Source organism: Streptomyces sp. NPDC104581 (assembly GCF_055583685.1).
On sequence record NZ_JBVJNN010000018.1, the window covers coordinates 118,531 to 142,034 of the forward strand.

At 71.0% G+C, this 23,504-nt stretch carries 20 protein-coding genes; 9 read left to right on the forward strand and 11 right to left on the reverse strand.

Annotated features, from left to right (window positions below):
* Positions 1-9: 9 nt before the first annotated feature.
* Complete coding sequence (locus ACZ61E_RS17340; protein WP_469700465.1) at positions 10-1,638, reverse strand: protein kinase domain-containing protein; 1,629 nt, start codon at positions 1,636-1,638, stop codon at positions 10-12.
* Between the two features lie 396 nt (positions 1,639-2,034).
* Between ACZ61E_RS17340 and ACZ61E_RS17345 the strand changes: the two genes are divergently transcribed.
* Positions 2,035-3,627: a protein kinase domain-containing protein gene (locus tag ACZ61E_RS17345; RefSeq protein ID WP_469700466.1), complete on the forward strand. Its 1,593-nt coding sequence runs from the start codon at positions 2,035-2,037 to the stop codon at positions 3,625-3,627.
* 23 nt (positions 3,628-3,650) lie between these two features.
* Here ACZ61E_RS17345 and ACZ61E_RS17350 read toward each other — a convergent pair whose 3' ends face one another.
* The 3 genes from ACZ61E_RS17350 to ACZ61E_RS17360 form a co-directional block, all read right to left on the reverse strand.
* A complete protein-coding gene (locus tag ACZ61E_RS17350; protein WP_469700467.1) occupies positions 3,651-4,784 on the reverse strand; it encodes a phosphotransferase in 1,134 nt (377 codons plus the stop codon).
* 45 nt (positions 4,785-4,829) lie between these two features.
* Positions 4,830-5,285, reverse strand: coding sequence for a pyridoxamine 5'-phosphate oxidase family protein (locus ACZ61E_RS17355; protein ID WP_469700468.1), 456 nt, complete (start codon positions 5,283-5,285; stop codon positions 4,830-4,832).
* A gap of 188 nt (positions 5,286-5,473) precedes the next feature.
* On the reverse strand, positions 5,474-6,133 hold the full coding sequence (locus tag ACZ61E_RS17360) for a response regulator (protein WP_469700469.1): 660 nt from the start codon (positions 6,131-6,133) through the stop codon (positions 5,474-5,476).
* Positions 6,134-6,458: 325 nt separating this feature from the next.
* Between ACZ61E_RS17360 and pdhA the strand changes: the two genes are divergently transcribed.
* The 3 genes from pdhA to ACZ61E_RS17375 are packed head-to-tail and all read left to right on the forward strand — an operon-like array spanning position 6,459 to position 10,098.
* Positions 6,459-7,649, forward strand: a complete 1,191-nt coding sequence (pdhA, locus tag ACZ61E_RS17365; RefSeq protein WP_469700470.1) for a pyruvate dehydrogenase (acetyl-transferring) E1 component subunit alpha — start codon at positions 6,459-6,461, stop codon at positions 7,647-7,649.
* Between the two features lie 2 nt (positions 7,650-7,651).
* A complete protein-coding gene (locus tag ACZ61E_RS17370; protein ID WP_469700471.1) occupies positions 7,652-8,632 on the forward strand; it encodes an alpha-ketoacid dehydrogenase subunit beta in 981 nt (326 codons plus the stop codon).
* Positions 8,633-8,646: 14 nt separating this feature from the next.
* The gene (locus ACZ61E_RS17375; RefSeq protein ID WP_469700472.1) at positions 8,647-10,098 is read left to right on the forward strand and encodes a dihydrolipoamide acetyltransferase family protein; all 1,452 of its coding nucleotides are present in this window, start codon (positions 8,647-8,649) and stop codon (positions 10,096-10,098) included.
* Positions 10,099-10,196: 98 nt separating this feature from the next.
* On the opposite strand, the gene ACZ61E_RS17380 is transcribed toward ACZ61E_RS17375, so the two are convergent.
* Together ACZ61E_RS17380 and ACZ61E_RS17385 are read right to left on the reverse strand one after the other, a co-directional pair.
* Entirely contained in the window at positions 10,197-11,015 is an 819-nt protein-coding gene (locus ACZ61E_RS17380) for a TrmH family RNA methyltransferase (protein ID WP_469700473.1), read from the reverse strand.
* A gap of 158 nt (positions 11,016-11,173) precedes the next feature.
* Positions 11,174-12,073: a D-alanyl-D-alanine carboxypeptidase family protein gene (locus ACZ61E_RS17385; RefSeq protein WP_469700474.1), complete on the reverse strand. Its 900-nt coding sequence runs from the start codon at positions 12,071-12,073 to the stop codon at positions 11,174-11,176.
* A 274-nt stretch (positions 12,074-12,347) separates the two neighbouring features.
* Here ACZ61E_RS17385 and ACZ61E_RS17390 point away from each other — a divergent pair, with 274 nt between their 5' ends.
* Together ACZ61E_RS17390 and ACZ61E_RS17395 are read left to right on the forward strand one after the other, a co-directional pair.
* Positions 12,348-13,022 (forward strand): GntR family transcriptional regulator, encoded by a 675-nt coding sequence (locus ACZ61E_RS17390; protein WP_469700475.1) that lies wholly within the window; start codon positions 12,348-12,350, stop codon positions 13,020-13,022.
* Positions 13,023-13,150: 128 nt separating this feature from the next.
* The gene (locus ACZ61E_RS17395; RefSeq protein ID WP_469700476.1) at positions 13,151-14,392 is read left to right on the forward strand and encodes an MFS transporter; all 1,242 of its coding nucleotides are present in this window, start codon (positions 13,151-13,153) and stop codon (positions 14,390-14,392) included.
* Between the two features lie 26 nt (positions 14,393-14,418).
* On the opposite strand, the gene ACZ61E_RS17400 is transcribed toward ACZ61E_RS17395, so the two are convergent.
* Positions 14,419-15,243, reverse strand: coding sequence for a maleylpyruvate isomerase family mycothiol-dependent enzyme (locus tag ACZ61E_RS17400; protein WP_469700477.1), 825 nt, complete (start codon positions 15,241-15,243; stop codon positions 14,419-14,421).
* Positions 15,244-15,420: 177 nt separating this feature from the next.
* Between ACZ61E_RS17400 and ACZ61E_RS17405 the strand changes: the two genes are divergently transcribed.
* Complete coding sequence (locus ACZ61E_RS17405; protein ID WP_469700478.1) at positions 15,421-16,233, forward strand: carbon-nitrogen family hydrolase; 813 nt, start codon at positions 15,421-15,423, stop codon at positions 16,231-16,233.
* Positions 16,234-16,296: 63 nt separating this feature from the next.
* Here ACZ61E_RS17405 and ACZ61E_RS17410 read toward each other — a convergent pair whose 3' ends face one another.
* A complete protein-coding gene (locus ACZ61E_RS17410) occupies positions 16,297-16,791 on the reverse strand; it encodes an LURP-one-related/scramblase family protein (RefSeq protein ID WP_469700479.1) in 495 nt (164 codons plus the stop codon).
* A 123-nt stretch (positions 16,792-16,914) separates the two neighbouring features.
* Between ACZ61E_RS17410 and ACZ61E_RS17415 the strand changes: the two genes are divergently transcribed.
* Positions 16,915-18,756, forward strand: coding sequence for an NHL domain-containing thioredoxin family protein (locus ACZ61E_RS17415; protein WP_469700480.1), 1,842 nt, complete (start codon positions 16,915-16,917; stop codon positions 18,754-18,756).
* Between the two features lie 235 nt (positions 18,757-18,991).
* On the opposite strand, the gene ACZ61E_RS17420 is transcribed toward ACZ61E_RS17415, so the two are convergent.
* The 3 genes from ACZ61E_RS17420 to ACZ61E_RS17430 form a co-directional block, all read right to left on the reverse strand.
* Entirely contained in the window at positions 18,992-19,210 is a 219-nt protein-coding gene (locus ACZ61E_RS17420) for a DUF6458 family protein (protein WP_381952755.1), read from the reverse strand.
* A gap of 89 nt (positions 19,211-19,299) precedes the next feature.
* Complete coding sequence (locus ACZ61E_RS17425; protein WP_469700481.1) at positions 19,300-20,604, reverse strand: M18 family aminopeptidase; 1,305 nt, start codon at positions 20,602-20,604, stop codon at positions 19,300-19,302.
* Positions 20,605-20,897: 293 nt separating this feature from the next.
* A complete protein-coding gene (locus ACZ61E_RS17430; protein WP_469700482.1) occupies positions 20,898-22,724 on the reverse strand; it encodes an acyl-CoA dehydrogenase in 1,827 nt (608 codons plus the stop codon).
* A 173-nt stretch (positions 22,725-22,897) separates the two neighbouring features.
* On the opposite strand from ACZ61E_RS17430, the gene ACZ61E_RS17435 reads away from it, so the two are divergent.
* Entirely contained in the window at positions 22,898-23,359 is a 462-nt protein-coding gene (locus ACZ61E_RS17435; RefSeq protein ID WP_147873330.1) for an SseB family protein, read from the forward strand.
* Positions 23,360-23,504 lie beyond the last annotated feature (145 nt).

The following is a 23,504-nucleotide window of genomic DNA, read 5'->3' on the forward strand; positions in this document are numbered from 1 at the left end:
TGCTCCGGGCTACTCCGGGTTGCCCGTGGAGATCTTGAGCTCGAACTCCTGGTCCTCCGGCAGCACCGCCGAGCCCTGGCTCGGGAACTGCTCCACCACGATGTCCTGCGCCTGCGTGGGGTCGTTGACCTCGGTCACCTTCCACGTCCACTTCGCGGAACGCAGGCACTCCTTCACGGAGAGGATGTCCTTGTAACGCAGGTCGGGTGCCTGGACCTTGGTCGGGTCGACCCCGTCCTCGTACGCGTCCGAGCACTTCTCCTTGTCGATGGTCCGGTTGCGCTCCGGCGGCCGGTGTCCGGCCACCGCCGAGCCCGAGGGCTTGGCGTCCGGGTCCTTCCCGTCGTCGTCGCCCTGCGAGAGCGCGAAGGTCAGACCGCCGATCGCGGCGATCGCGACCACGATCGATCCGATGATCACCGGCAGGTTCCGCCGGCCGCCGCCGTTGCCGCCGCCGTGCCCCCCCTGCCCACCGTGCCCCGAACCCATGTGCTGCTGGGGCGACATCGAGTACGTCGGCGCCTGGCTCTGGTAGCCCTGGGTGTGCTGCGGCGGGTAGCCGTACGTAGGAGGCGGCGTCTGCATCTGCGCCGGGTTCTGCATGGCCGGTGTGGGCGGGCCGTACGCACCCGGGCTGTACGGGGTCTGCACGCCCTGCGGCGCCGGCGTCCCCTGGTCCACCGGGGGGAAGACCGCCGAGCCCACCCCGGCGCCGCTCGTCGACGGGGCGCCCTGCACGATCACCGGCGCGCCGGTGTGGCCCTGCGGAAGGACCCGCGCGCACTCGTCGCGCATCGCGGCGGCGCTCGGGAACCGCTCGTTCGGGTTCTTCTTCAGCGCCCGCGCGACGAGCGCGTCCATCGCGGGTGTGACGGAGCGGTTGATGGAGGAGGGCGCGACCGGCTCCTCCTGCACATGCGCGTACGCGATCGCCAGCGGCGAGTCCGCCTCGAACGGCAGCCGTCCCGTCAGCAGTTGGAAGAGCATGATCCCGACCGAGTACAGGTCGGAGCGGGCGTCCACGCCGCGCCCCAGCGCCTGTTCGGGGGAGAGGTACTGCGGGGTGCCGACGACCATGCCGGTCTGCGTCATCGACGTGACACCGGACTGCATGGCCCGCGCGATGCCGAAGTCCATCACCTTGACGACGCCGCGCTTGGTCATCATCACGTTGCCGGGCTTGATGTCGCGGTGGACCAGACCCATCTCGTGGCTGGTCTCCAGCGCGGCCAGCACGTCCGCCGTCACCTTCAGCGCGCGGTCGGCCGGCATCGCGCCGTACTGCTGGATGTCCGACTGGAGCGCGGAGCCGAGCGGCTGCCCCTCCACGTACTCCATGACGATGTAGGGCATGAGCGAGCCGTCCAGCTCGTCCTCACCCGTGTCGAAGACCGAGACGATGTTCGTGTGCGACAGCTTCGCGACGGCCTGGGCCTCGCGCCGGAAGCGCTCACGGAACGACTGCTCACGGCCCAGCTCGGTGTGGAGCGTCTTGATGGCGACCTGCCGGTCGAGCGCCGCGTCGTACGCGAGATAGACGGACGCCATGCCGCCCTCGCCGAGCAGGTCACGAAGCTGGTACCGGCCGCCCGCGACCGAACCGCCCGCGTAGCGGCCCTGTGCGCCGTCGTGGCTCATGACTGTGCTTCCCCCTCGGCGCGGCGGCGCGGTGATCCGGTGCTTCGCGCTGATCCGTACTCACGCGATCCCGTGATCCCGTGATCCCGTATTTACGGCCAAGTCTGCCCCAGGGCAGTGACACGTCAAGCCAGGTGCCCGTTCCGTGACCCTACGCACAACAAGCGTCTCGGAAGCGTTACAGGAAAAGCATGGAATTTGCGTGCGCTGAGCCGTACCGGGTTTGATGACCGGTCCATCTCCGATTGGCGTGTCGCACCGAGGCTGTAGCGTGACCGGCACAGCACCACCGCAGGAATCCTCCCGACTCCTGCGAGCGCTCCTTCATCCATCCCAGGTACCACCGCGCCCCCGCGCACTCGGGCGGCACGCGGACAGAAACGACGGCGAGGACTGATGGCACCCGAACCCGAAGCAGGCGGCGGAGTGCCTGATGCCGCTGACTCATGGGGCGTCGGCGGGCTGGTCGGAGACGGCCGCTACCGGATGACGCACCGCCTCGGCCGGGGCGGTATGGCGGAGGTGTACGCGGCGGAGGACGTCCGGCTCGGCCGCACCGTGGCCGTCAAGCTGCTGCGGTCCGACCTCGCCGAGGACCCGGTCTCCAAGGCCCGCTTCACCCGCGAGGCCCAGTCGGTGGCCGGGCTGAACCACCACGCCGTGGTGGCGGTGTACGACTCCGGTGAGGATGTCGTGGGCGGCCAGACCGTTCCGTACATCGTCATGGAGCTCGTCGAGGGCCGCACGATCCGCGATCTGCTGCTCAACGCCGAGGCGCCGCCGCCCGAGCAGGCGCTGATCATCGTCTCCGGTGTCCTGGAGGCACTCGCCTACTCGCACCAGCACGGCATCGTGCACCGCGACATCAAGCCCGCGAACGTGATCATCACGGACGGCGGCGCGGTCAAGGTGATGGACTTCGGCATCGCGCGTGCCCTGCACGGCGCGCAGTCGACGATGACCCAGACCGGCATGGTCATGGGCACGCCGCAGTACCTCTCCCCCGAGCAGGCGCTGGGCAAGGCCGTCGACCACCGCTCCGATCTGTACGCGACGGGCTGTCTGCTCTACGAACTCCTCTCGCTGCGCCCGCCGTTCACCGGTGAGACACCGCTCTCCGTCGTGTACCAGCACGTCCAGGACATCCCCGTCCCGCCGTCCGAGGTCTCGGACGTGGTGCCGCCGGAGCTGGACGGGCTGGTCATGCGCTCGCTCGCGAAGGACCCGGACGACCGGTTCCAGAGCGCGGAGGAGATGCGCGGCCTCGTCCAGTACGGCATGCAGATGCTCCAGCAGCAGGGCGGCCACACGGGCACGTGGAACACGGGCCCGGTCGACCCGCACGACGGCGGCACCCCGGCGATGGGCGTCGCCGCGACGGCCGCGCTCGGGCACCCGCCGCACGGCGACACCGCGCAGCGCCCGCTGCTGCCGCCGCAGAATCCGAACGACGGCGGTTACGACGGCTCCCACCACGGCAGCGGGGGCGGTGGCCGCGGCAAGATGTGGCTGTTCGCCCTGCTCGCGGTCGTCGCGATCGTCCTGGGCGCCGCCTACGCCGTACAGACCATGGGCGGCACGGGCGACGACAACAAGCAGGGCCCGAAGACCGAGCAGAGCCCGACCGACGAGCCGAGCGACAAGCCGTCGAAGACGGAGGAGGACTCCACGCCCTCCGAGGACACGGACACCTCGACGGGCGGCAACGAGCAGCCGGACTACCCGCCGGACGACACCCCGACCGACAAGCCGACCCCTTCGGACACCCCCTCCGACACCCCGTCGTCACCGGACCCCGGCGACGACGAGGGGACGACGGAGGGCGACGACGAGGGCCCGACCGGCGATCCGTCCTCGCCCCCGGACACGGGGACGGCGGACGGCGGCGCGACCGAGGGCGGCACCAACGAGGGCGCGACGGGAACGCCGGGCGGCGGAGCCGCCGGTGACCCCGGCGGCGGCGACCCCGCGGGCGTGATCGGGGGGTAGGCACCCCCCCGGACGGGCCGCGGTCACCCCGCGAACGCCTCGCACACCTCCTCGTACCTCCGCGTCCACCAGACCGCCAGGGCCGACACCGCAGGGAACTGCGGGTCGGCCCTTCGGTCGTTCAACTGGTAGCGCCAGCGCAGTATCCAGAAGTCGTTCAGCCGCTCCCACCACACCCGGTGCACGGCGGCGGCCAGTTCGGCGGCGTCCGCCCCGGCCGTCAGCCGGTACGCCCGCGCGTACGCCCGCACCTTCACCAGGTCCAGTTCTCCCGACTGCCGTACGAAGAAGATCGCCGCCGCCCGGACCGCCTCCTCGGCGCGGGGCTGGACGGCCAGCCGGTCCCAGTCGACGATCGCGGCGGGGTCCGTGCCCCGGTAGAGCACGTTCAGCGGGTGGAAGTCGCCGTGCACCCACCCGGTGGCCGTCTCGGCGCCGGGCGGCGGCCGGTGGTGCGCGTTGAGCTCCAGCAGGGTGCGGCGCTCCAGCAGCCGGTGCTCGGCGAGTGTGTCGAAGCCGTCGCGCGGGGAGTGCCCGCGGGCGAGGGCCAGTAACTCGTCGATGAGCGCGAAGGTGTCGGCGGGGACGGCGCTGGCGTGGACGCCGCCGTGGACACCGTCGCGGGTGCCGTCGTGCGGTCCGCCCTGCGGGCCGATGTGCGCGGCCAGGTGCGTGGCGTCGCGTGCGCCTCCGTGGCCGAGACGGTCCGTCGCCGGTCTCATGACCTGTTCCAGACAGGTGTGCACGACGCCGAGGAGCGATCCGAGCTGCCACGAGGCGGCCGGGGTGAGCTGGGCGCCGGTACGGTGCCGGCCGTCGACCCAGGGGTGCAGGGCGTAGCAGTGGCCGTCGACGACGGCGACGGTACCGCCCCCGGTGTCCCGTACGGCCGGTACGACGGGTACGCCCAGGGCCTGGAGCCGCCGTGTGACGCGGTGCTGGCGGGCGATGGACTCGCGGTCGCCGTCGAGATGGTGCTTGAGGAAGTAGGCGCCGTGGGTGGTGGTGACCCGGTAGCCGCGGTTCAGCAGCCCCTGGGCGAGGGGCTGGCAGGCCAGGGGTTCTCCCACGTGTTCGTAGCGTCGGAGCAGTTCACCGAGGGGCAGGCAGCCGAAGGGGGGATCGATCAGGGGCGGGGCGATCGCGACAGAGGGCATCGTCGCCGTCATTGCATATGAGCGCGGCACCCTTCAAATGATAGATCACGCAGCGTGGCTGTTGTGTCGCTGACCGTTCCCGCCGCTCTCGCGCACGGCCGCCGCCGGTTCGGTCCCGTACTCAAGGATGTGCACGGTGGCGAACTGCGGTGTCAGGCGCATGTAGACGGGGTCGAACGGCTCACCGTCCACCCGGCGCGGACCCGGCCCGAACAGCTCCAGCTGGGCCTCCGTCGGCCGGACCATGTCCGCGGTGCCGGTGAACTGGACCGACCAGAGGTCGGGCTCGCCCGAGTGGAAGTTGTCGGCGCCGTACGCCACGACGCTGCCGCTGCACGCCTGGTGGTAGCCCATCCCGCGGTGCATCCGCAGCACGACGCGGTGGTCCGCGACGATGTGCCGGGCGGGGGCCGCGAAGGGCATCGCCCGCATGGTCGTGGCGACCCGCCCGTACCGGACTCGGCCGAGCAGCTCGATCGCGCGCAGATCATCGGTGGACATGCCGTCCACTCTCTGTCACCGGTCGTCCACGAAACAGAGGAGCCCGCCCCGGATCGGCAAGGACCTTCGTCCTCACCGGTTCTCCGGAAAAGCCGGTCGGGATCGGGCCCTTCGGCAGGTTTGGGAGCCGCTCGGCCCGTGTTCCACAGGTGCCCGGCGGGGTTCCGGCGCGGTTCCGGGGCCGGGCCTCAGCGCTGTTCGGCCTGGATCCTCGCCACATAGGCGGCGGCCTGGGACCGCCGCTCCATCCCCAGCTTGGACAGCAGGCTGGAGACGTAGTTCTTGATCGTCTTCTCGGCCAGATGGAGCCGCTCGCCGATCGCCCGGTTCGTCATGCCCTCGCCGATGAGGTCCAGGATCCTGCGTTCCTGTTCGGTCAGGGCGGCGAGTCTGTCGTCACCCTTGGCGGTGTTGCCCTCGCGGAGCCGCTGGAGCACCCGCGCGGTCGCGACCGGGTCCAGCAGGGACCGGCCGGCGGCCACGTCCCGTACGGCGGTCAGCAGTTCGTCGCCGCGGATCGCCTTGAGCACGTAACCCGATGCGCCGGCCATGATCGCGTCGAACAGCGCCTCGTCGTCGGAGAACGAGGTGAGCATCAGGCACTTGATGCTCTCGTCCCGTGAGCGGATCTCGCGGCAGACCTCCACGCCGCTGCCGTCCGGCAGCCGTACGTCCAGTACCGCGACATCGGGCCGGGTCGCCGGGATCCTGGTCAGCGCGTCGGCGGCGGTACCCGCCTCGCCCACGACCTCGATGTCCTCCTCGACGGCGAGCAGCTCATGGACGCCCCGCCGGACCACCTCGTGGTCGTCCAGCAGAAATACGGTGATTTTTCCCTTTTCAGGCACAGGATCAGTCAAACACACTTCCCCCTATCCCCGCCGTGGGCGGCCGGGATAACGTGCCGTTGTTCCGGCGGCCTGCAAGGCTGTGACCAGTGATTGTTCCCAGACCTGCTCGGTTTACTTGGAAATCCAAGTAAAATCGCAGGTCAGTAGGGGTTTCGCAGGAATGCGACCCACTGGGTAACGTGCCTGTGACAGGGCGCTCGCCGGGGCACCTGTCACGCCTGTCCCGGTCGATCGCACCCACCCCGTGCACGCGTCCGGAAGCAGGCGAGCCGCACTGGTTCCCGGCGGATCCCGGGGACCGGACCGACGGAGGAGCACGCACGTGACCGTGGAGAGCACTGCCGCCGCGCGAAAGCCGCGACGTAGCAGCGGCACCAAGCGCGCCGGCGCCAGGACGGCGCCGCAGCCGAAGGCTTCCGAGCCCCAGCTCGTACAGCTGCTGACGCCCGAGGGCGAACGCGTCAAGAACGACGAGTACGACGGCTACGTAGCCGACATCACCCCCGAATCCCTGCGCGGGCTGTACCGCGACATGGTCCTGACGCGTCGCTTCGACGCCGAGGCCACGTCCCTCCAGCGCCAGGGCGAGCTCGGCCTGTGGGCCTCGCTGCTCGGCCAGGAGGCCGCCCAGATCGGCTCGGGGCGCGCGCTGCGCGACGACGACTACGTCTTCCCCACCTACCGGGAGCACGGCGTCGCCTGGTGCCGCGGCGTCGACCCGACGAACCTGCTCGGGATGTTCCGCGGCGTCAACCACGGCGGCTGGGACCCGAAGACCAACAACTTCCATCTCTACACGATCGTCATCGGCTCGCAGACGCTGCACGCCACCGGCTACGCGATGGGCGTGGCCAAGGACGGCGCCGACTCGGCCGTCATCGCCTACTTCGGTGACGGCGCCTCCAGCCAGGGCGACGTCGCCGAGTCGTTCACCTTCTCGGCCGTCTACAACGCGCCGGTGGTGTTCTTCTGCCAGAACAACCAGTGGGCCATCTCGGAGCCGACCGAGAAGCAGATGCGCGTGCCGCTCTACCAGCGCGCGCAGGGCTTCGGCTTCCCCGGCGTCCGGGTGGACGGCAACGACGTACTGGCCTGTCTGGCCGTGACACGCGCCGCGCTGGAGCGCACCCGCACCGGCCAGGGCCCGATGCTCATCGAGGCGTTCACCTACCGCATGGGCGCGCACACCACCTCCGACGACCCGACGAAGTACCGGGCGGACGAGGAGCGCGAGGCATGGGAGGCGAAGGACCCGATCCTGCGGCTGCGCGCCTACCTGGAGCGGGAGTCGGCCGCCGACGAGGCGTTCTTCACCGCCCTGGAGGAGGAGAGCGAGGCGCTCGGCAGGCGGGTGCGCGAAGCGGTGAGGGCGATGCCCGACCCGGACCACATGGCGATCTTCGACCATGTCTACGCGGACGGGCACGCGCTGGTGGACGAGGAGAGGGCGCAGTTCGCGGCGTATCAGGCGTCGTTCACCGACGGCGCGGGCGCCGCTGAGGAGGGCAAGTAGCCATGGCCGTACAGAAGCTTCCCCTCGCCAAGGCGATCAACGAGTCGCTGCGCGTCGCCCTCGACACCGACCCCAAGGTCCTGATCATGGGCGAGGACGTCGGCAAGCTCGGCGGTGTCTTCCGCGTCACCGACGGCCTTCAGAAGGACTTCGGCGAGGACCGGGTCATCGACACCCCGCTCGCCGAGTCGGGCATCGTCGGTACGGCGATCGGCCTCGCGCTGCGCGGCTACCGGCCGGTCGTGGAGATCCAGTTCGACGGCTTCGTCTTCCCCGCGTACGACCAGATCGTCACGCAGCTCGCGAAGATGCACGCCCGCGCGCTCGGCAAGGTCAAGATGCCGGTCGTCGTCCGTATCCCCTACGGCGGTGGCATCGGCGCCGTCGAGCACCACTCGGAGTCGCCGGAGGCGCTGTTCGCGCACGTGGCGGGGTTGAAGATCGTCTCGCCGTCCACGTCCGCCGACGCCTACTGGATGATGCAGCAGGCCATCCAGAGCGACGACCCGGTCATCTTCTTCGAGCCCAAGCGGCGCTACTGGGACAAGGGCGAGGTCGACACCGAGGCCATCCCCGGCCCGCTGCACACGGCGCGGGTCAGCCGCGCCGGCACGGACCTGACGCTCGCGGCGTACGGCCCGATGGTGAAGGTCTGCCTGGAGGCGGCGGCAGCCGCGGCCGAGGAGGGCAAGTCGGTGGAGGTGCTCGATCTCCGCTCGATGTCCCCGATCGACTTCGACACCGTCCAGGCGTCGGTGGAGAAGACGGGCAGGCTGGTCGTGGTCCACGAGGCGCCGGTGTTCTACGGCTCCGGCGCGGAGATCGCCGCCCGGATCACCGAGCGTTCCTTCTACCACCTGGAGGCTCCGGTGCTGAGGGTGGGCGGGTTCCACGCCCCGTATCCGCCGGCGCGCCTGGAGGAGGAGTATCTTCCGGGCCTGGACCGGGTACTCGACGCCGTCGACCGCTCGCTCGGGTACTGAGGAGTGCCGTGACCATGACTGCTGACACTTCCACTCGCTATCGAGAGTTCAAGATGCCCGACGTGGGCGAAGGACTCACCGAGGCCGAGATCCTCAAGTGGTACGTAAAGCCCGGTGACACCGTCGTCGACGGCCAGGTGGTGTGCGAGGTCGAGACCGCCAAGGCGGCCGTCGAACTGCCCATCCCCTACGACGGGGTGGTGCACGCGCTGCGCTTCGACGAGGGCACGACCGTCGACGTCGGCGCGTCGATCATCACCGTGGACGTGGCGCCGGGCAGCGACGACGCGGGGGCCGCGGCTCCCGCCGCGGCTGCTCCCGCCGCCGCTCCCGCGCAGCCGGACGGCGGGGCCGACGCCGGTGAGCCGAAGGGGCGCCAGCCGGTGCTCGTCGGTTACGGCGTCTCGGAGTCGTCCACGAAGCGCCGTCCGCGCAGGGGGGCCGCCGCGGTCCCCGGGCAGGGCGCGGCGGCATCGGCGGGTGCGGCGATCCAGGCGGAGATGAACGGGCACGCGGCGACTGCCCCCGTCGCCGAGACGCGGGCGCGTCCGCTGGCCAAGCCGCCGGTGCGCAAGCTCGCCAAGGACCTGGGCGTGGACCTGGCCACGATCACGCCGACGGGTCCGGACGGGATCATCACGCGCGAGGACGTGCACGCGGCGACGGCGGCCACCGCCGCTTCCGCGGCGCCGGAGGCTCCCGCGACCGCACCCGTGCCCGCGTCCGCTCCCGCGCCCGCCGACGCGTCCGCCGCGGTGGCCGGGGTCCGGGAGACCCGGGTCCCCGTCAAGGGCGTACGCAAGGCGACGGCGGCGGCGATGGTGGGCAGCGCGTTCACCGCGCCGCACGTCACGGAGTTCGTGACGGTCGACGTCACGCGCACGATGAAGCTGGTCGACGAGCTCAAGTCCGACAAGGACATGGCGGGTGTCCGGGTCAACCCGCTGCTGCTCATCGCGAAGGCGCTGCTGGTGGCCATCAAGCGGCACCCCGAGGTCAACGCGGCCTGGGACGAGGCCGCCCAGGAGATCGTGCTCAAGCACTACGTCAACCTGGGCATCGCGGCGGCGACCCCGCGCGGTCTGCTCGTCCCTAACATCAAGGACGCGCACGACCAGACCCTGCCCCAACTCGCCCAGTCGCTGAGTGAGTTGGTCTCCACGGCACGCGAGGGCAGGACGACCCCGGCGGCCATGCAGGGCGGCACGGTGACCATCACGAACGTCGGCGTCTTCGGCGTCGACACGGGCACCCCGATCCTGAACCCGGGCGAGTCGGCGATCCTGGCGGTCGGCGCGATCAAGCTCCAGCCGTGGGTGCACAAGGGCAAGGTGAAGCCCCGTCAGGTCACCACCCTGGCGCTGTCGTTCGACCACCGGCTGGTCGACGGCGAGCTGGGCTCCAAGGTGCTGGCGGACGTCGCGGCGGTGCTGGAGCAGCCGAAGAGGCTGATCACCTGGGCCTGACGGCTCACGTACGGACCGGAAGGGTCGCGGCTCCGCCCGGAGCCGCGGCCCTTCCGCTTTCGCGTGTGCGGCGTGTGCGCGGTCCGGGGGCGGCGCGCTCAGGCGCCCCGGCGCTGGCGGGCCGTCTCGTACAGGATCACCGTCGCCGCGTTCGACGCGTTCAGGGAGCTCGCCGAGCCCGACATCGGGATGCTCACGACGTGGTCGCACAGCTCGCGCCAGCCCGCGCTGAGGCCGGTCGTCTCGTTGCCGATCAGCAGCAGCACCGGCTGGGTGAGGTCGAATCGGTCGACGTCGGCCTCGCCCCGCTCGTCCGTGCCGACGACCGCGACCGGCCGTCCCGCCGCGCGCTCCTTCGACAGCCACTGCGCCACCTCGTGGTGCGAGGGGCTGCGGACGACCGGGAGCGCGAACAGGGAGCCGGTGGTGGCGCGTACGGCCTTGGGGTCGTAGACGTCCGCCGCGTGGCCGGTGACGACCACCCCGTCCGCGCCGAAGGCGTCGGCGGAGCGGACGACGCTGCCGATGTTGCCGGGCTGGGTGGGGCGGTCGAACAGGACGCCCAGGAAGTCGCCGTGCACGGGGATACGGCTCAGGTCGTCGGGCCGCATCTCGACCACGGCCAGGACCTCGGGTGCCCCGTCGGTGCGTTCGCCCAGTTCGGCGAGGAGCTCGGGGGCCATCGCGACCCGGTCCGTCGTGATCCCGCGCAGCAACTCCTCGGCCCACCGCGAGAGCGGGCGGCTCGCGTCGTACAGCAGGGCGCGTACGTTCCATCCGTGCTCGACGGCCATCGTGATGGGCCGTACGCCCTGGACGAGGAACTCGTTCTGGCGCTTGCGCTTGTTGCGGTTGGCGAGCAGCGCGTGCCACTGCTGGAAGCGGGCGTTGCGGGTCGTGATCCGCTGACCGGCCACCCGTCCTCCTCGTCGCGCTGCGATTCCCGACCGGGGAAGGCTACAGGGGCCGCGCGGGGCCCGGTCCGCGGACGGGGGCGCCCGGCGACCGCGCCCGCGACGCCGAAGGCGCGGCCACCGGAGGGTGGCCGCGCCCTTCACCGCATCCCGCAGGGGGGTCAGTCGCGCTCGGCACCCGCCGGGAGCTGGCGGAGCTTCATCGTCTTCGCCGAGGACGCGCCGGAGTAGTAGTCGAGCAGCTTCGCCGCGTCGGTGTACCGGTCCGTGCCGTTCAGGATGACGCCGATGTGCGTCTTGCCGTTACGGGTGGCGGCGAAGATCAGGCAGGGGCCCGCCGCCGTGCCGGTGCCGGTCTTGACGCCGAAGGCGCCCGAGTACGAGCCGAGCAGCTGGTTGGTGTTGTACCAGGTGTAGGTGCGCGTACCGCCCGAGCTGGTCGGCGTCGTGGCCTTGTAGCTGGTGGACTTGACGACCGTGCGCAGGGTGGAGTTCTTCATCGCGTACTGGGCGATCGTCGCCAGGTCGCGCGGGGTGGTGTAGTTGTCGCCGGCCTGGGAGATGCCGTCGAAGGAGTCGAACTTGGTGTTCTTCAGGCCCAGTTCGGTCGCCTTCGCGTTCATCTTCGAGATGAACGACTTGGTGCGCGCGGCCACTGTCGAGCCGGTGCCGACCGCGTCCGCGAGGGCGTACGCCGCGTCGCAGCCGGACGGCAGCATCAGACCGTAGAGGAGCTGGCGGATGGTGACCTTGTCGCCGGTGCGCAGGTCGGCGGTGCTCGCGCCCTCGCGGACGACGTAGTCGCGGTAGGTCTGCTTGACGGTGACCTGGCGGTTGAGGTCGATGCCCTTGGTGTTGAGCACCACGGCGGCCGTCATGATCTTGGTCGTGCTCGCCATCTGGCGGCGGATGTCCGCGTTCTTGCCGTACCGCTTGGCACCGGTGGGCTCGTCCAGCAGGAAGGCGCCCTTGGCCGTGAGGGTCGGCAGAGCGGCGGCGGCGGCCGGCGCGGACTCGGCCGCCATGGTCGTGGGGGCGACCAGGGCCGTGCCCGTCAGCATGGCGCCGGCGGTGAGGGCTACCACAGCGGTTCTACGCACGTTTCTGCGCACGCCCGGAAGACTGGTTATCAAAGGAACGCTCCGATGTCGCAAATGCGTTGGTCTGAAGTGAATTGGACCCCCATTCGAAAATGAGGAGTCCACTGAAAGACGCGCGAAAGGCCCGGAGGGATGCACGACACGCCCGGGAAATCTCCCGTTCGTCATTCCTTCACGTCGTTCCGCGATATGGACGCCGTCCCCGTCGTATGCCTGTTGTATCTAAGCTGTGCGCATGCCTGCCGCGCCCGCCGTCACCTCCCCCGCCGCCGTGAAACAGCCGCCCGCCGCCGACCGCGTCTACAGCCACATCAAGCAGGGTGTCCTCGACCGGCACTACCAGGGCGGGACCCTCCTTACGGAGGGGGAACTCGCCGAGGCCGTCGGGGTGTCACGCACCCCCGTGCGCGAGGCCCTGCTCAAGCTGGAGGTCGAGGGGCTGATCAAGCTCTATCCCAAGAAGGGCGCCCTCGTCCTCGCGGTCTCCGCGCAGGAGATCGCCGATGTCGTCGAAACGCGCCTGCTGGTCGAGGAGTTCACCGCCCGCCGGGCCGTCCCCGCCTCCGCCCGGCTCGTCGCGCGCCTGGAGGAGCTGCTGGAGGAGCAGCGCCGGCTCGCCGACGAGGGGGACCTCGCCGCCGTGGCCGTCACCGACCGCTGCTTCCACGCCGAGATCGTGCGCAACGCGGGCAACGAGATCCTGTCGAAGCTCTACGACCAGCTCAGGGACCGGCAGTTGAGGATGGGCGTCGCCGTCATGGAGGCGCACCCGGAGCGCGTGCGGACGAGCATCACCGAGCACGCCGAACTGCTCGAAGCCATCCGGACCGGTGACGCGGAGGCAGCCGCGCGGTGCGTGCGCGCCCATGTCGGCCGCGTCAAGGTGCTCATCCGGGGTGAGGCCGGGTGAGTACGGGACCCTCGGGACCCCCCGGGCCTTCGGGACCCCCCGGCCCTCCCGGACCTTCCGGCCCCGCGGGGCGTGGACCCGCGCTCACGCTCCCCGGTGACCCGCCCGGCGGCCGGCGCGCCGTCGCCGTGTGGAGCGTCGGAGTCGCCGTCTACTTCGTCGCCGTCATCTTCCGTACGAGCCTGGGCGTCGCCGGGCTCGACGCCGCCGACCGCTTCGACGTCAACGCCTCCGCGCTCTCCACGTTCTCGATCCTCCAGCTCCTCGTCTACGCCGGGATGCAGATACCCGTCGGCCTGATGGTCGACCGGCTCGGCACCCGCAGGGTCCTCACCATCGGCGTGACGCTGTTCACCGTCGGCCAGCTCGGCTTCGCCCTCGCCCCCTCCTACGGCACGGCGCTCGCCGCCCGCGCGCTGCTCGGCTGCGGAGACGCGATGACCTTCATCGCCGTACTGCGGCTGGGCGCCCACTGGTTCCCGGCCCGGCAGGGGCCGCTGATAGCCCAGTTCACCGGGCTGTTCGGGATGGCGGGCAATCTGGTCTCCACGCTCGTCATCGCCCGGCTGCTCAGCGACCTCGGCTGGACCACGACGTTCGTCGGCAGCTCGATGGCGGGTGTCGTCGTCCTCCTGCTGATGCTGTTCTTCCTCAAGGACCACCCCGAGGGCCACGAACCGCCACCGTCCGAGCACGCCGGCGCGGCCTACGTACGGAGGCAGATCGCCGAGTCGTGGCGGGAGCCCGGCACCCGGCTGGGGCTCTGGGTGCACTTCACCACCCAGTTCCCCGCCATGGTGTTCCTGCTGCTGTGGGGTCTGCCGTTCCTCGTCGAGGCCCAGGGGCAGTCGCGGGCCACGGCGGGTGATCTGCTCACCCTGATCGTCCTCGTCAACATGGTGATCGGGCTCGTCTACGGGCAGATCATCGCCCGCCACCACGCCGCGCGGGCCCCGCTGGCCCTCGGCACGGTCGCCGTGACCGCCCTCGTCTGGGCGTCCACACTCGCCCACCCCGGCCCCCACGCGCCGATGTGGCTGCTGATCACGCTCTGCGTCGTCCTCGGCGCGTGCGGGCCCGCCTCGATGATCGGGTTCGACTTCGCGCGGCCCGCCAACCCGCCGGCCCGTCAGGGCACCGCCTCCGGCATCGTCAACATGGGCGGTTTCGTGGCCTCGATGACGACGCTGCTCGCGGTCGGCGTGCTGCTGGACGCGACCGGCGGCAACTACCGCGTCGCGTTCTCGGCGGTCTTCGTCCTCGAAGCGCTCGGGATCGTCCAGATCCTGCGGCTGCGGGCGCGCACGGCGCGGCGGGAGCGTGAGCGGCTGGTGGCCAGCCGGGTGGAGGCCGTGCACGTACCCGTCTGAGCGCCGGACGACGCGGAGCGGCGGCGCTACGGCGTGACCGCGAACTCCCGCAGGATCGACGCCGCCAGGTCCGCGTCACCGTCCGTCTTGATGCGGTCCGGCACCGCGGCGGCCCGTACCCGCCCGCACGCCAGCCGGAAGTACGTCTCCCAGTCCATCGCGAGCGTCACCGCGGGGCCGAGCGAGGGGGAGCCGTCTATCCTGCCGCGGCCGTCCGCGTCGACGCGGACGGTCCGCAGGAACTCGACGGGGCCGTGCACGTCGAAGACGATCGCCGTGTTCGGCGGCGCGCCCGCGTCCTTCGCGACGACCTTCGGGAGGGCTTCGAGTAGGACGTCGCGCGTGATCAGCGCGCCGGCCGAGTCGAGGCTGCCGGGCCTGCTCAGCGTCGTCCGCAGATCCTGCTCGTGCACCCAGATGTCGAACGCGCGGTTCCGCATGGCCTGTTCGAGCGTCTGCTGGGTGCCGAGCGGGGCGCGGACCATGGCGTCGGGCGCGCGGTTCTCGTTCCGCAGCTGGCGGTTGCGGCGGATGATCGTGTATTCGAGCTCGGAGGTCATCTCCGGAGCGGTGTGGTGGCGCCGCACGTCCACCTGCATCTCCATGTAGCGGGACATCTCGCTCTGCACGTGGTACAGGTCGCGCGGCAGCGTGTGGATCGGACGCGGGTCCCCGAGCATCTCGGATTCCAGACCGATGACGTGCGAGACGATGTCCCGCACCGACCAGCCGGGGCACGGCGTGCGCCGGTTCCACTCGCCCTCGACGAGTGGCTGGACCAGCTCGGCTATGGCTTCAATGGAGTGGGACCAGGCATCGGCGTAGTTCTGAAGGCTGGGATGGACGGTCACGGGACCCCTCGACGGTTCTGCGGTTAGCGGGCTGGGCTGCTGGCTGCGGGCGGCGGGCTGTGGGCTGCGTGGGAGGTTCGAGAGCCTAAGTTACGCTGCCCGTTGGCACCCCGGCAGTGCTTTCGTGTGACGATCGTAGGCCCGTGTAGACGGCTCGAATGCCAGGACGGTGGTAGTGTGCGCGCCTCCCTCATCCAGATCGCAGTAGACCCGGACGAATCGGTCAATTCTCGTAGAGAGCGCGCCGCTTCGCTGGTACGGGAGCAACGGGGCGCGGATCTGGTGGTCCTGCCCGAACTCTGGCCGGTGGGTGCCTTCGCGTACGAGTCGTTCGCCACCGAGGCGGAGGCGCTGGACGGCCCGACGTTCCGGGCGATGTCGGAGGCGGCGAGGGACGCGGGCGTCTGGCTGCACGCCGGGTCCATCGTGGAGCGCGCACCGGAATCCGTCCTCGACGGCGCCTCCGACCTCTACAACACCGCGCTGGTCATCTCCCCGGACGGCGTACTCGCGCGCTCGTACCGGAAGATTCACCGTTTCGGCTTCGACAAGGGCGAGGCCACGCTGATGGGCGCGGGCGGTGAACTGGCGACCGTCACCCTGCCGGACGCGGTGCTGGGGCTGGCCACCTGCTACGACCTCAGATTCCCCGAGCTGTTCAGGGGGCTGCTCGACGAGGGCGCGCAGGTGTTCGTGGTCCCGGCCGGCTGGCCGGCCCGCCGCCGGGCGCACTGGACGCTGCTGGCGCGGGCGCGCGCGGTGGAGAACCAGTCGTACGTGCTGGCCTGCTCGACGGCCGGGACCCACGCCGGGGTGGAGCAGTCGGGCCACAGCGTCGTGGTCGACCCGTGGGGTGAGGTGCTGGCGGAGGCGGGGCCCGGCGAGGAGGTCCTGACCGTCGACTTCGACCCCGCGAAGGTCGCGACGACCCGCGAACAGTTCCCGGTCCTGAAGGATCGCCTGCTGGGTGTTACGGCACCACGCCGCTGAGCCCCGGGCCCCGGGGCGGAGGCACCCGCCCGGCAGCCGTGACGGCGCCCCCGCCCCCGGGTCTCAGTCCTCCTCGCGTTCCTTCTCCGCCATGCGGATCACGCACACCGCCGCCGCGATCAGCAGGGACGGGTCCGCGTCGTCGCGGATCACGTTCACCGCGTACGTCTCGCGCATCCGGAACCACTGGCGCGAGACATGGGCCAGCAGTTCGCCGTCGTACTCGATCGCGAACTCGCGGTCCAGGATCCGCCCGCTGACGTCCAGTTCGGTGCCCTCCGCCAGGGCGACCCGGTAGTGGTTGCGGATCAGTGACAGCTTCTTCTTACGGATGGTGGCCAGTGGCTCACCGTCCCGTTCGAGCGTCATCGTGTCCCGCAGGCTGAGCAGCTTCTGCCGGAGCGTGACCAGGACGTGTCCCTGGGGGTCCTTCAGCTCCAGCGTGTCGCGCAGCCGCAGCGCCTTGCCGTCCACGAGGTAGGCCTGCCGGCCCTGCTCGTCCTCGATCCAGTAGTCGTCGCCGATGGCGAAGATCTTGTCGCGCACCAAGTACTTCATGCCGGATCCGTACCCAGTTGGGCGCCGGACACCGGCGGAACCGCCTCACCTGCACGCGTACGGACGACAGGGCCCGGCCGGGCGTGTGATCCGCTGTTCACACCCGGATGGCAAGCTTGAAGCATGAACGATCCCGCCCCGTCGCCCGCCCCCGTGCCCCGCCGCCGTGCCCGTGTCCGTGCCCCCGGGCTGATCGGCAGGGGCGGCTGGCTGAACACCGGTGGGAACGCACTCACCCTCGCCGGCCTGCGCGGACGCATCGTCCTGCTCGACTTCTGGACCTTCTGCTGCATCAACTGCCTGCATGTCCTGGACGAGTTGCGGGAGCTGGAGCAGAAGCACAGCGACACCGTGGTGATCATCGGGGTCCACTCGCCGAAGTTCGTCCACGAGGCCGAGCACGCCGCCGTCGTCGACGCCGTCGAGCGGTACGAGGTGCACCACCCCGTCCTGGACGACCCGGAGCTGGCGACCTGGAAGCAGTACGCGGTACGGGCCTGGCCCACGCTCGTCGTCATCGACCCCGAGGGGTACGTCGTCGCCCAGCACGCGGGTGAGGGTCATGCCCACGCCATCGAGAAGCTGGTCGAGGAGCTGGAGGCCGAGCACGCCGCGAAGGGCACCCTGCGGCGCGGCGACGGCCCCTATGTTCCCCCCGAGCCCGTCGCCACCGACCTGCGCTTCCCCGGCAAGGCGGTCGTGCTGCCCTCGGGGAACTTCCTGGTGTCCGACTCCACCCGGCATCAGCTGGTCGAGCTGGCCGCGGACGGCGAGAGCGTCGTGCGGCGCGTGGGGACGGGGCAGCGGGGCTTCGGCGACGGCCCCGGCGCCGCCTTCAGCGAGCCGCAGGGGCTCGCCCCGCTGCCGAACGGCCGCATCGCGGTCGCGGACACCGTGAACCACGCCGTCCGCGCGTACGACCCGGTCTCCGGGGCCGTCGAGACCCTCGCCGGCACGGGCGGCCAGTGGTGGCAGGGCTCGGCGACCCATGGGCCCGCGCTCGACGTGGCGCTCTCCTCGCCGTGGGACGTGGCCTGGTGGGACGACCGGCTGTGGATCGCGATGGCCGGGGTGCACCAGCTGTGGACGTACGACCCGGCGACCCGCACCGTCCGGGTCGCGGCCGGGACCACCAACGAGGGCCTGGTCGACGGGCCCGCCGCCGACGCGTGGTTCGCGCAGCCCTCCGGACTCGCCGCGACCGACGACCGGCTGTGGGTGGCCGACTCCGAGACCAGCGCGCTGCGGTACGTGGAGCGGGACGGGGACGGATACGCCGTGCGGACCGCCGTCGGCACCGGGCTCTTCGACTTCGGTCACCGCGACGGTCCCGCGGAGCAGGCGCTGCTCCAGCACCCGATCGGGGTGACCGCACTGCCGGACGGTTCGGTGGCCGTCTCGGACACCTACAACCACGCGCTGCGCCGGTACGACCCGGCGACCGGCGAGGTCACGACGCTCGCCACGGATCTGCGGGAGCCGTCGGACGCGGTGCTCGTGGGTGACGACATCGTGGTGGTCGAGTCCGCCGGGCACCGGCTGACCCGGCTGCGGCTGCCGGAGGAGGCCGTCCGCGTCGAGTCGGTGGCGCACCGCACGCGGCGCGCCGCGACGGATGTCGCGCCCGGCGCGCTGCGGCTGGACGTCGTCTTCGAGGCGCCCAGGGGGCAGAAGCTGGACACCCGTTACGGTCCGTCGACCCGGCTCCTGGTCTCCGCCACACCTCCGGAGCTGCTGGCGGAGGGGGCGGGCGCGGGCACGGAGCTGGGGCGGGAGCTGGTGCTGGCGGACGGCGTCAACGAGGGGGTGTTGCATGTCTCGGCGATGGCGGCCTCCTGCGACGACGCGCCGGAGATCGAGTACCCCGCGTGCCATGTGCACCAGCAGGACTGGGGGGTGCCGGTGCGGGTGAGCCCCGCGGGGGTCGCGCGGCTGGGGCTGGTGCTGGCGGGGCTCGACGCGTAGGTCCTCGCGGCGTGGGGGTGCTGTCCCTCCGGGGCCGCCCGGTGGGCGGTTCGTCCTCAATCGCCGGACGGGCTTGAGATACCCGCCGGGCGGGTTGGAGTTGCCCGCCGGGCGGGGTGAGAACGGGCCGCCGGTGGTGGGTGTCCTCAATCGCCGGACGGGCTCGGGGGTGCCGCGGACGGGCTTGGGTTGCCCGCCGGGCGGGTTGGGCGCCCGTGGGACTTGGGTGGTGGGCTTACAGGCCCTCGTGGTGGTCGCGTTCGATGACCGTCGGAGGGGCGACCACCGCGCGGCGGCGCTTCGCGATGCTGGTGAACGTCGCGATGCCGATCAAGCCGACCGCCATCAGGATCACCCCGACCAGGTCGAGATTGACGCTCTCGGCCTCCCAGTCCGTCGCGAAGGTGAGGATCGCCCCGACCGCGATGAGTGCGATGCATCCGCCAATGCCCATGAATCCCGCCTCCTGATACGAATGGTGGCCATTCCCGGGCCGCTAATGCGGGTACCCGGCCCGGGAACACCCATGCAGGAGAAGGGAATTCAGCCTTCGAGGAACGCGGCCAGCGCGTTCGCCAGCAGGAACGGGTCGTCCGCGCCGCACAGTTCACGCGCGCTGTGCATCGACACGATCGCCGCGCCGATGTCGACCGTCTTGATGCCGTGCCTGGCCGCGGTGATCGGGCCGATCGTCGTGCCGCAGGGCATCGAGTTGTTCGAGACGAACGTCTGCCACGGCACCCCCGCCCGCTCGCACGCCGCCGCGAACACCGCGCGCCCGCCGCCGTCCGTGGCGTACCGCATGTTGACGTTGACCTTCAGGATCGGGCCGCCGTTGGCGCGCGGGTGGTGCGTGGGGTCGTGGCGCTCCGCGTAGTTGGGGTGCACGGCGTGCCCGGTGTCGGAGGAGAGGCAGACCGTGCCGGCCAGTGCGCGCGCCCGGTCCTCGGGGGATCCGCCGCGGGCCAGCACCGAGCGCTCCATCACCGTGCCCAGCAGCGGCCCGTCCGCGCCGGTGTCGGACTGGGAGCCGGTCTCCTCGTGGTCGAAGGCGGCGAGCACGGGGATGTACGGCAGGGGCGTGTCCGGTCCCGCGGAGCCCGCCACGGCGGCCAGCGCGGCCGTACCGGCGTGCACCGACAGCAGGTTGTCCATCCGGGGCCCGGCCACCAGCTCGCGGTCGCGCCCGAGGTAGGCGGGCGGTTCGACGGAGTGCGCCATCAGGTCCCAGCCCGTGACGTCGGAGGCGTCGAGCCCGGACTCCTCGGCGGCGAAGCGGATCAGGTCGCCCTCCGCGGCCTCGCCGAGCCCCCAGATCGGCTGCATGTGCCGCTGCGGGTTCAGCTTGAGACCGTCGGCGTTGACGCCGCGGTCGAGGTGGACGGCCAGTTGCGGTACGCGCATCAGGGGCCGGTCCACGTTGATCAGCCGGTGCGTGCCGTCCCGCAGCGAGAGCCGGCCGGCCAGCCCGAGGTCCCGGTCGAGCCAGGTGTTGAGCAGCGGCCCGCCGTACACCTCGACGGCGACCTGCCGCCAGCCGTACGCACCGCTGTCCGGCAGCGGCTTCACCCGGAGGTTGGGGGAGTCGGTGTGCGCGCCGACGATCCGGAACGGCGTGTGCGGCGCGGCACCCTCGGGGACGTACCAGGCGATGAGCGCGCCGCCCCGCAGGACGTACTTGCCTCCGGTGGTGCCGTCCCACGCGTCCGTCTCCAGGACCTGCCGGAAGCCGGCCTTCTCCAGGCGCTCGGCCGCGTTCGCCACCGCGTGGTACGGCGTGGGGCTGGCGGCGAGGAAGGTCATCAGGTCGTCGGTGTGGCCGCGGTCGAAGCGGGCGGGTGTGCTCATGGGATCACCATAACGAGCCACGGTTTGGCGCGTTCGTGTGGACGGTGGCCGCACAAATCGCCGGGCGGGCCGGAAATCGGCCCGCCCGGCAAGATCCACACGACAGTCCCCAGGGGGAGCGGCCCCGCTGGGTGGTGTCTTCGAAGTCCCGCCTGGCCCGCGACGCCTCGCCGCGTTGTCGTAAGCCGGCCGGGTACGCCCTGTACGAGACCGCTCCTCCGCCTCGCGACGCACCGCGCCGGCCGCCGCGGGCCCCGCCCTGCGGGCGGACGGCGCTACTTCGAAGACACGACTCAGAACGCCGCCTCGTCCAGCTCCATCAGCGAGTTGTCCACCGACTCGGCCACGGCCCGCTCCACCGAGACGCCCGGCAGGACGCTCGCGGCGAAGAACTTCGCCGCCGCGATCTTGCCCTGGTAGAAGGGCACGTCCTTCGCGGAGGCCGTCTCCAGCTTCTCCACGGCGACCGCGGCGCCGCGCAGCAGCAGATAGCCGACGACGACGTCGCCCGAGGCCATCAGCAGGCGGGTGGTGTTGAGGCCCACCTTGTAGATGTTCTTGACGTCCTCGGCGGTGGCGGTGAGGTCGGTCAGCATCTTCCCGACGATCGCCTCCAGGTCGACGGCCGCCTTGGCGAGCGCGTCGCGGGCCGGGGCCAGCTCCGTGCCCCCGGTGCCGACGGCGAGGAACTGCTTGATGTCCTCGGAGAGGGTGTTCAGCGCCTGGCCCTGGTCACGGACGATCTTCCGGAAGAAGAAGTCCTGGCCCTGGATGGCGGTGGTGCCCTCGTACAGAGTGTCGATCTTGGCGTCCCGGATGTACTGCTCGATCGGGTACTCCTGGAGGTACCCCGAACCGCCGAGCGTCTGGAGTGACTGCGCGAGCTGTTCGTACGACTTCTCGGAGCCGTAGCCCTTCACGATCGGTAGCAGCAGGTCGTTCAGCGCGTGCTGCGCCTTGACGTCCTCGCCCTCCGCCTCGTTCTTGGCGATCTCGTCCTGGAGGGAGGCGGTGTAGAGCACGAGCGCGCGCATGCCCTCGGCGTACGCCTTCTGCGTCATGAGCGAGCGGCGCACGTCCGGGTGGTGGGTGATGGTGACCTTGGGCGCGGTCTTGTCCATGAACTGCGACAGGTCCGGGCCCTGGACGCGCTCCTTCGCGTACTCCAGAGCGTTCAGATAGCCCGTGGAGAGCGCGGCGATGGCCTTCGTGCCGACCATCATCCGGGCGAACTCGATGATCATGAACATCTGGCGGATGCCCTCGTGCTTGTCGCCGATCAGCCAGCCCTTGGCCGGGTGGCGGTCGCCGAAGGTCAGCTCGCACGTGTTGGACGCCTTGAGGCCCATCTTGTGCTCGACGTTCGTCGCGTAGACGCCGTTGCGCTCGCCCAGCTCGCCGGTCTCCCAGTCGAACTCGTACTTCGGTACGAGGAAGAGCGACAGGCCCTTGGTGCCGGGGCCGGCGCCCTCGGGGCGGGCCAGCACGTAATGGAGGATGTTCTCCGACATGTCGTGCTCGCCGGAGGTGATGAAGCGCTTCACGCCCTCGATGTGCCAGGAGCCGTCCTCCTGCTCGACGGCCTTCGCCCGGCCCGCGCCCACGTCCGACCCCGCGTCGGGCTCGGTGAGGACCATCGTGGAGCCCCACTGCTTCTCGACGGCGATCTCGGCGACCTTCTTCTGCGCCTCGTTGCCCTCCTCGAAGAGGATGCCGGCGAAGGCCGGCCCCGAGGTGTACATCCAGATCGCCGGGTTGGCGCCGAGCAGCAGCTCCGCGTAGGCCCAGATCAGGGAGCGGGGCGAGGTGGTGCCGCCGATCTCCTCGGGGAGGCCCAGGCGCCAGTACTCCGAGTCCATGAACGCCTGGTAGCTCTTCTTGAAGGAGGCGGGCACCGGAGCGGTGTTGGTCTCCGGGTCGAAGACGGGCGGATTGCGGTCCGCGTCCGTGTAGGAGGCGGCCAGCTCGGACTCGGCGAGCTTGGTGACCTCGGCGAGGACGGTCCTGGCGGTCTCGACGTCCATCTCCGCGAACGGGCCCGTGCCGTACAGCTTGTCGCGCCCGAGGACCTCGAAGAGGTTGAACTCGATGTCGCGGAGATTCGACTTGTAGTGCCCCATGGCGACGGCTCCGTAAGCGGTTGGGAGGCGGATTCCTCGATCGCGTATCCGTAGTGACTCCGATGATGCTACCCGTCGGTAATAAGATGCAACCCCCGCCGGACATCTGTGACGAGGACGACGAGGGGCACATGCGGCCCATCGGCGCGCCTTTCCTCAGTACTCTTGGCGGCATGTACGGCTACGACCAGAACGCTGGCGCCCAGCAGCAGTACGCACCCCCGCAGCAGCCGATGGGCGGCGGATACGGGGAGCAGCCGCTGTACCCCGAGCCGTCCCCTCCGTCGCTGGCGGACGCGGTGCGGGCGTTCACGACCGGGTCGCTCTCCGCCGAGGACTTCCAGCAGATATTCGCGACGTCGAAGGTCTACTGCCCGCGCGGTGACAATCCGGGGTTCCTGGCCCTGCACAACACCCAGCAGCCGGTCATCCCGATGTTCAGCACGCTCAAGGAGCTGCGGCGGTACGCGGGCAAGGAGTCGAAGTACTTCGTGATCACGGGCGCGGAGGTGATCGATCTGCTGCCGACGGGGTACGGCTTCGTGATCGACATGGAGGGCGACCACCGGATGGTCTTCGACGCGAAGGCCGTGGAGCAGATGGTCGACTTCGCTATGCGCCGGATGTACGGCTGAGTTCCGCCTTCTTGAGGAGCCCGGTCTCGTGGCCCGGTCCTCAGGGGAGAGGGGGGGGGGGGGGGGGGGGGGGGGGGGGGGGGGGGGGGGGGGGGGGGGGGGGGGGGGGGGGGGGGGGGGGGGGGAGGGGGGGGGGGGGGGGGGG

Coding starts and splice junctions, on each gene's coding strand:
- ACZ61E_RS17340 (WP_469700465.1), bottom strand. CDS start 1,638: ATGAGCCACGACGGCGCACAGGGCCGCTACGCGGGCGGTTCGGTCGCG.
- ACZ61E_RS17345 (WP_469700466.1), top strand. CDS start 2,035: ATGGCACCCGAACCCGAAGCAGGCGGCGGAGTGCCTGATGCCGCTGAC.
- ACZ61E_RS17350 (WP_469700467.1), bottom strand. CDS start 4,784: ATGCCCTCTGTCGCGATCGCCCCGCCCCTGATCGATCCCCCCTTCGGC.
- ACZ61E_RS17355 (WP_469700468.1), bottom strand. CDS start 5,285: ATGTCCACCGATGATCTGCGCGCGATCGAGCTGCTCGGCCGAGTCCGG.
- ACZ61E_RS17370 (WP_469700471.1), top strand. CDS start 7,652: ATGGCCGTACAGAAGCTTCCCCTCGCCAAGGCGATCAACGAGTCGCTG.
- ACZ61E_RS17375 (WP_469700472.1), top strand. CDS start 8,647: ATGACTGCTGACACTTCCACTCGCTATCGAGAGTTCAAGATGCCCGAC.
- ACZ61E_RS17385 (WP_469700474.1), bottom strand. CDS start 12,073: ATGCTGACGGGCACGGCCCTGGTCGCCCCCACGACCATGGCGGCCGAG.
- ACZ61E_RS17390 (WP_469700475.1), top strand. CDS start 12,348: ATGCCTGCCGCGCCCGCCGTCACCTCCCCCGCCGCCGTGAAACAGCCG.
- ACZ61E_RS17410 (WP_469700479.1), bottom strand. CDS start 16,791: ATGAAGTACTTGGTGCGCGACAAGATCTTCGCCATCGGCGACGACTAC.
- ACZ61E_RS17415 (WP_469700480.1), top strand. CDS start 16,915: ATGAACGATCCCGCCCCGTCGCCCGCCCCCGTGCCCCGCCGCCGTGCC.
- ACZ61E_RS17420 (WP_381952755.1), bottom strand. CDS start 19,210: ATGGGCATTGGCGGATGCATCGCACTCATCGCGGTCGGGGCGATCCTC.
- ACZ61E_RS17425 (WP_469700481.1), bottom strand. CDS start 20,604: ATGAGCACACCCGCCCGCTTCGACCGCGGCCACACCGACGACCTGATG.
- ACZ61E_RS17430 (WP_469700482.1), bottom strand. CDS start 22,724: ATGGGGCACTACAAGTCGAATCTCCGCGACATCGAGTTCAACCTCTTC.
- ACZ61E_RS17435 (WP_147873330.1), top strand. CDS start 22,898: ATGTACGGCTACGACCAGAACGCTGGCGCCCAGCAGCAGTACGCACCC.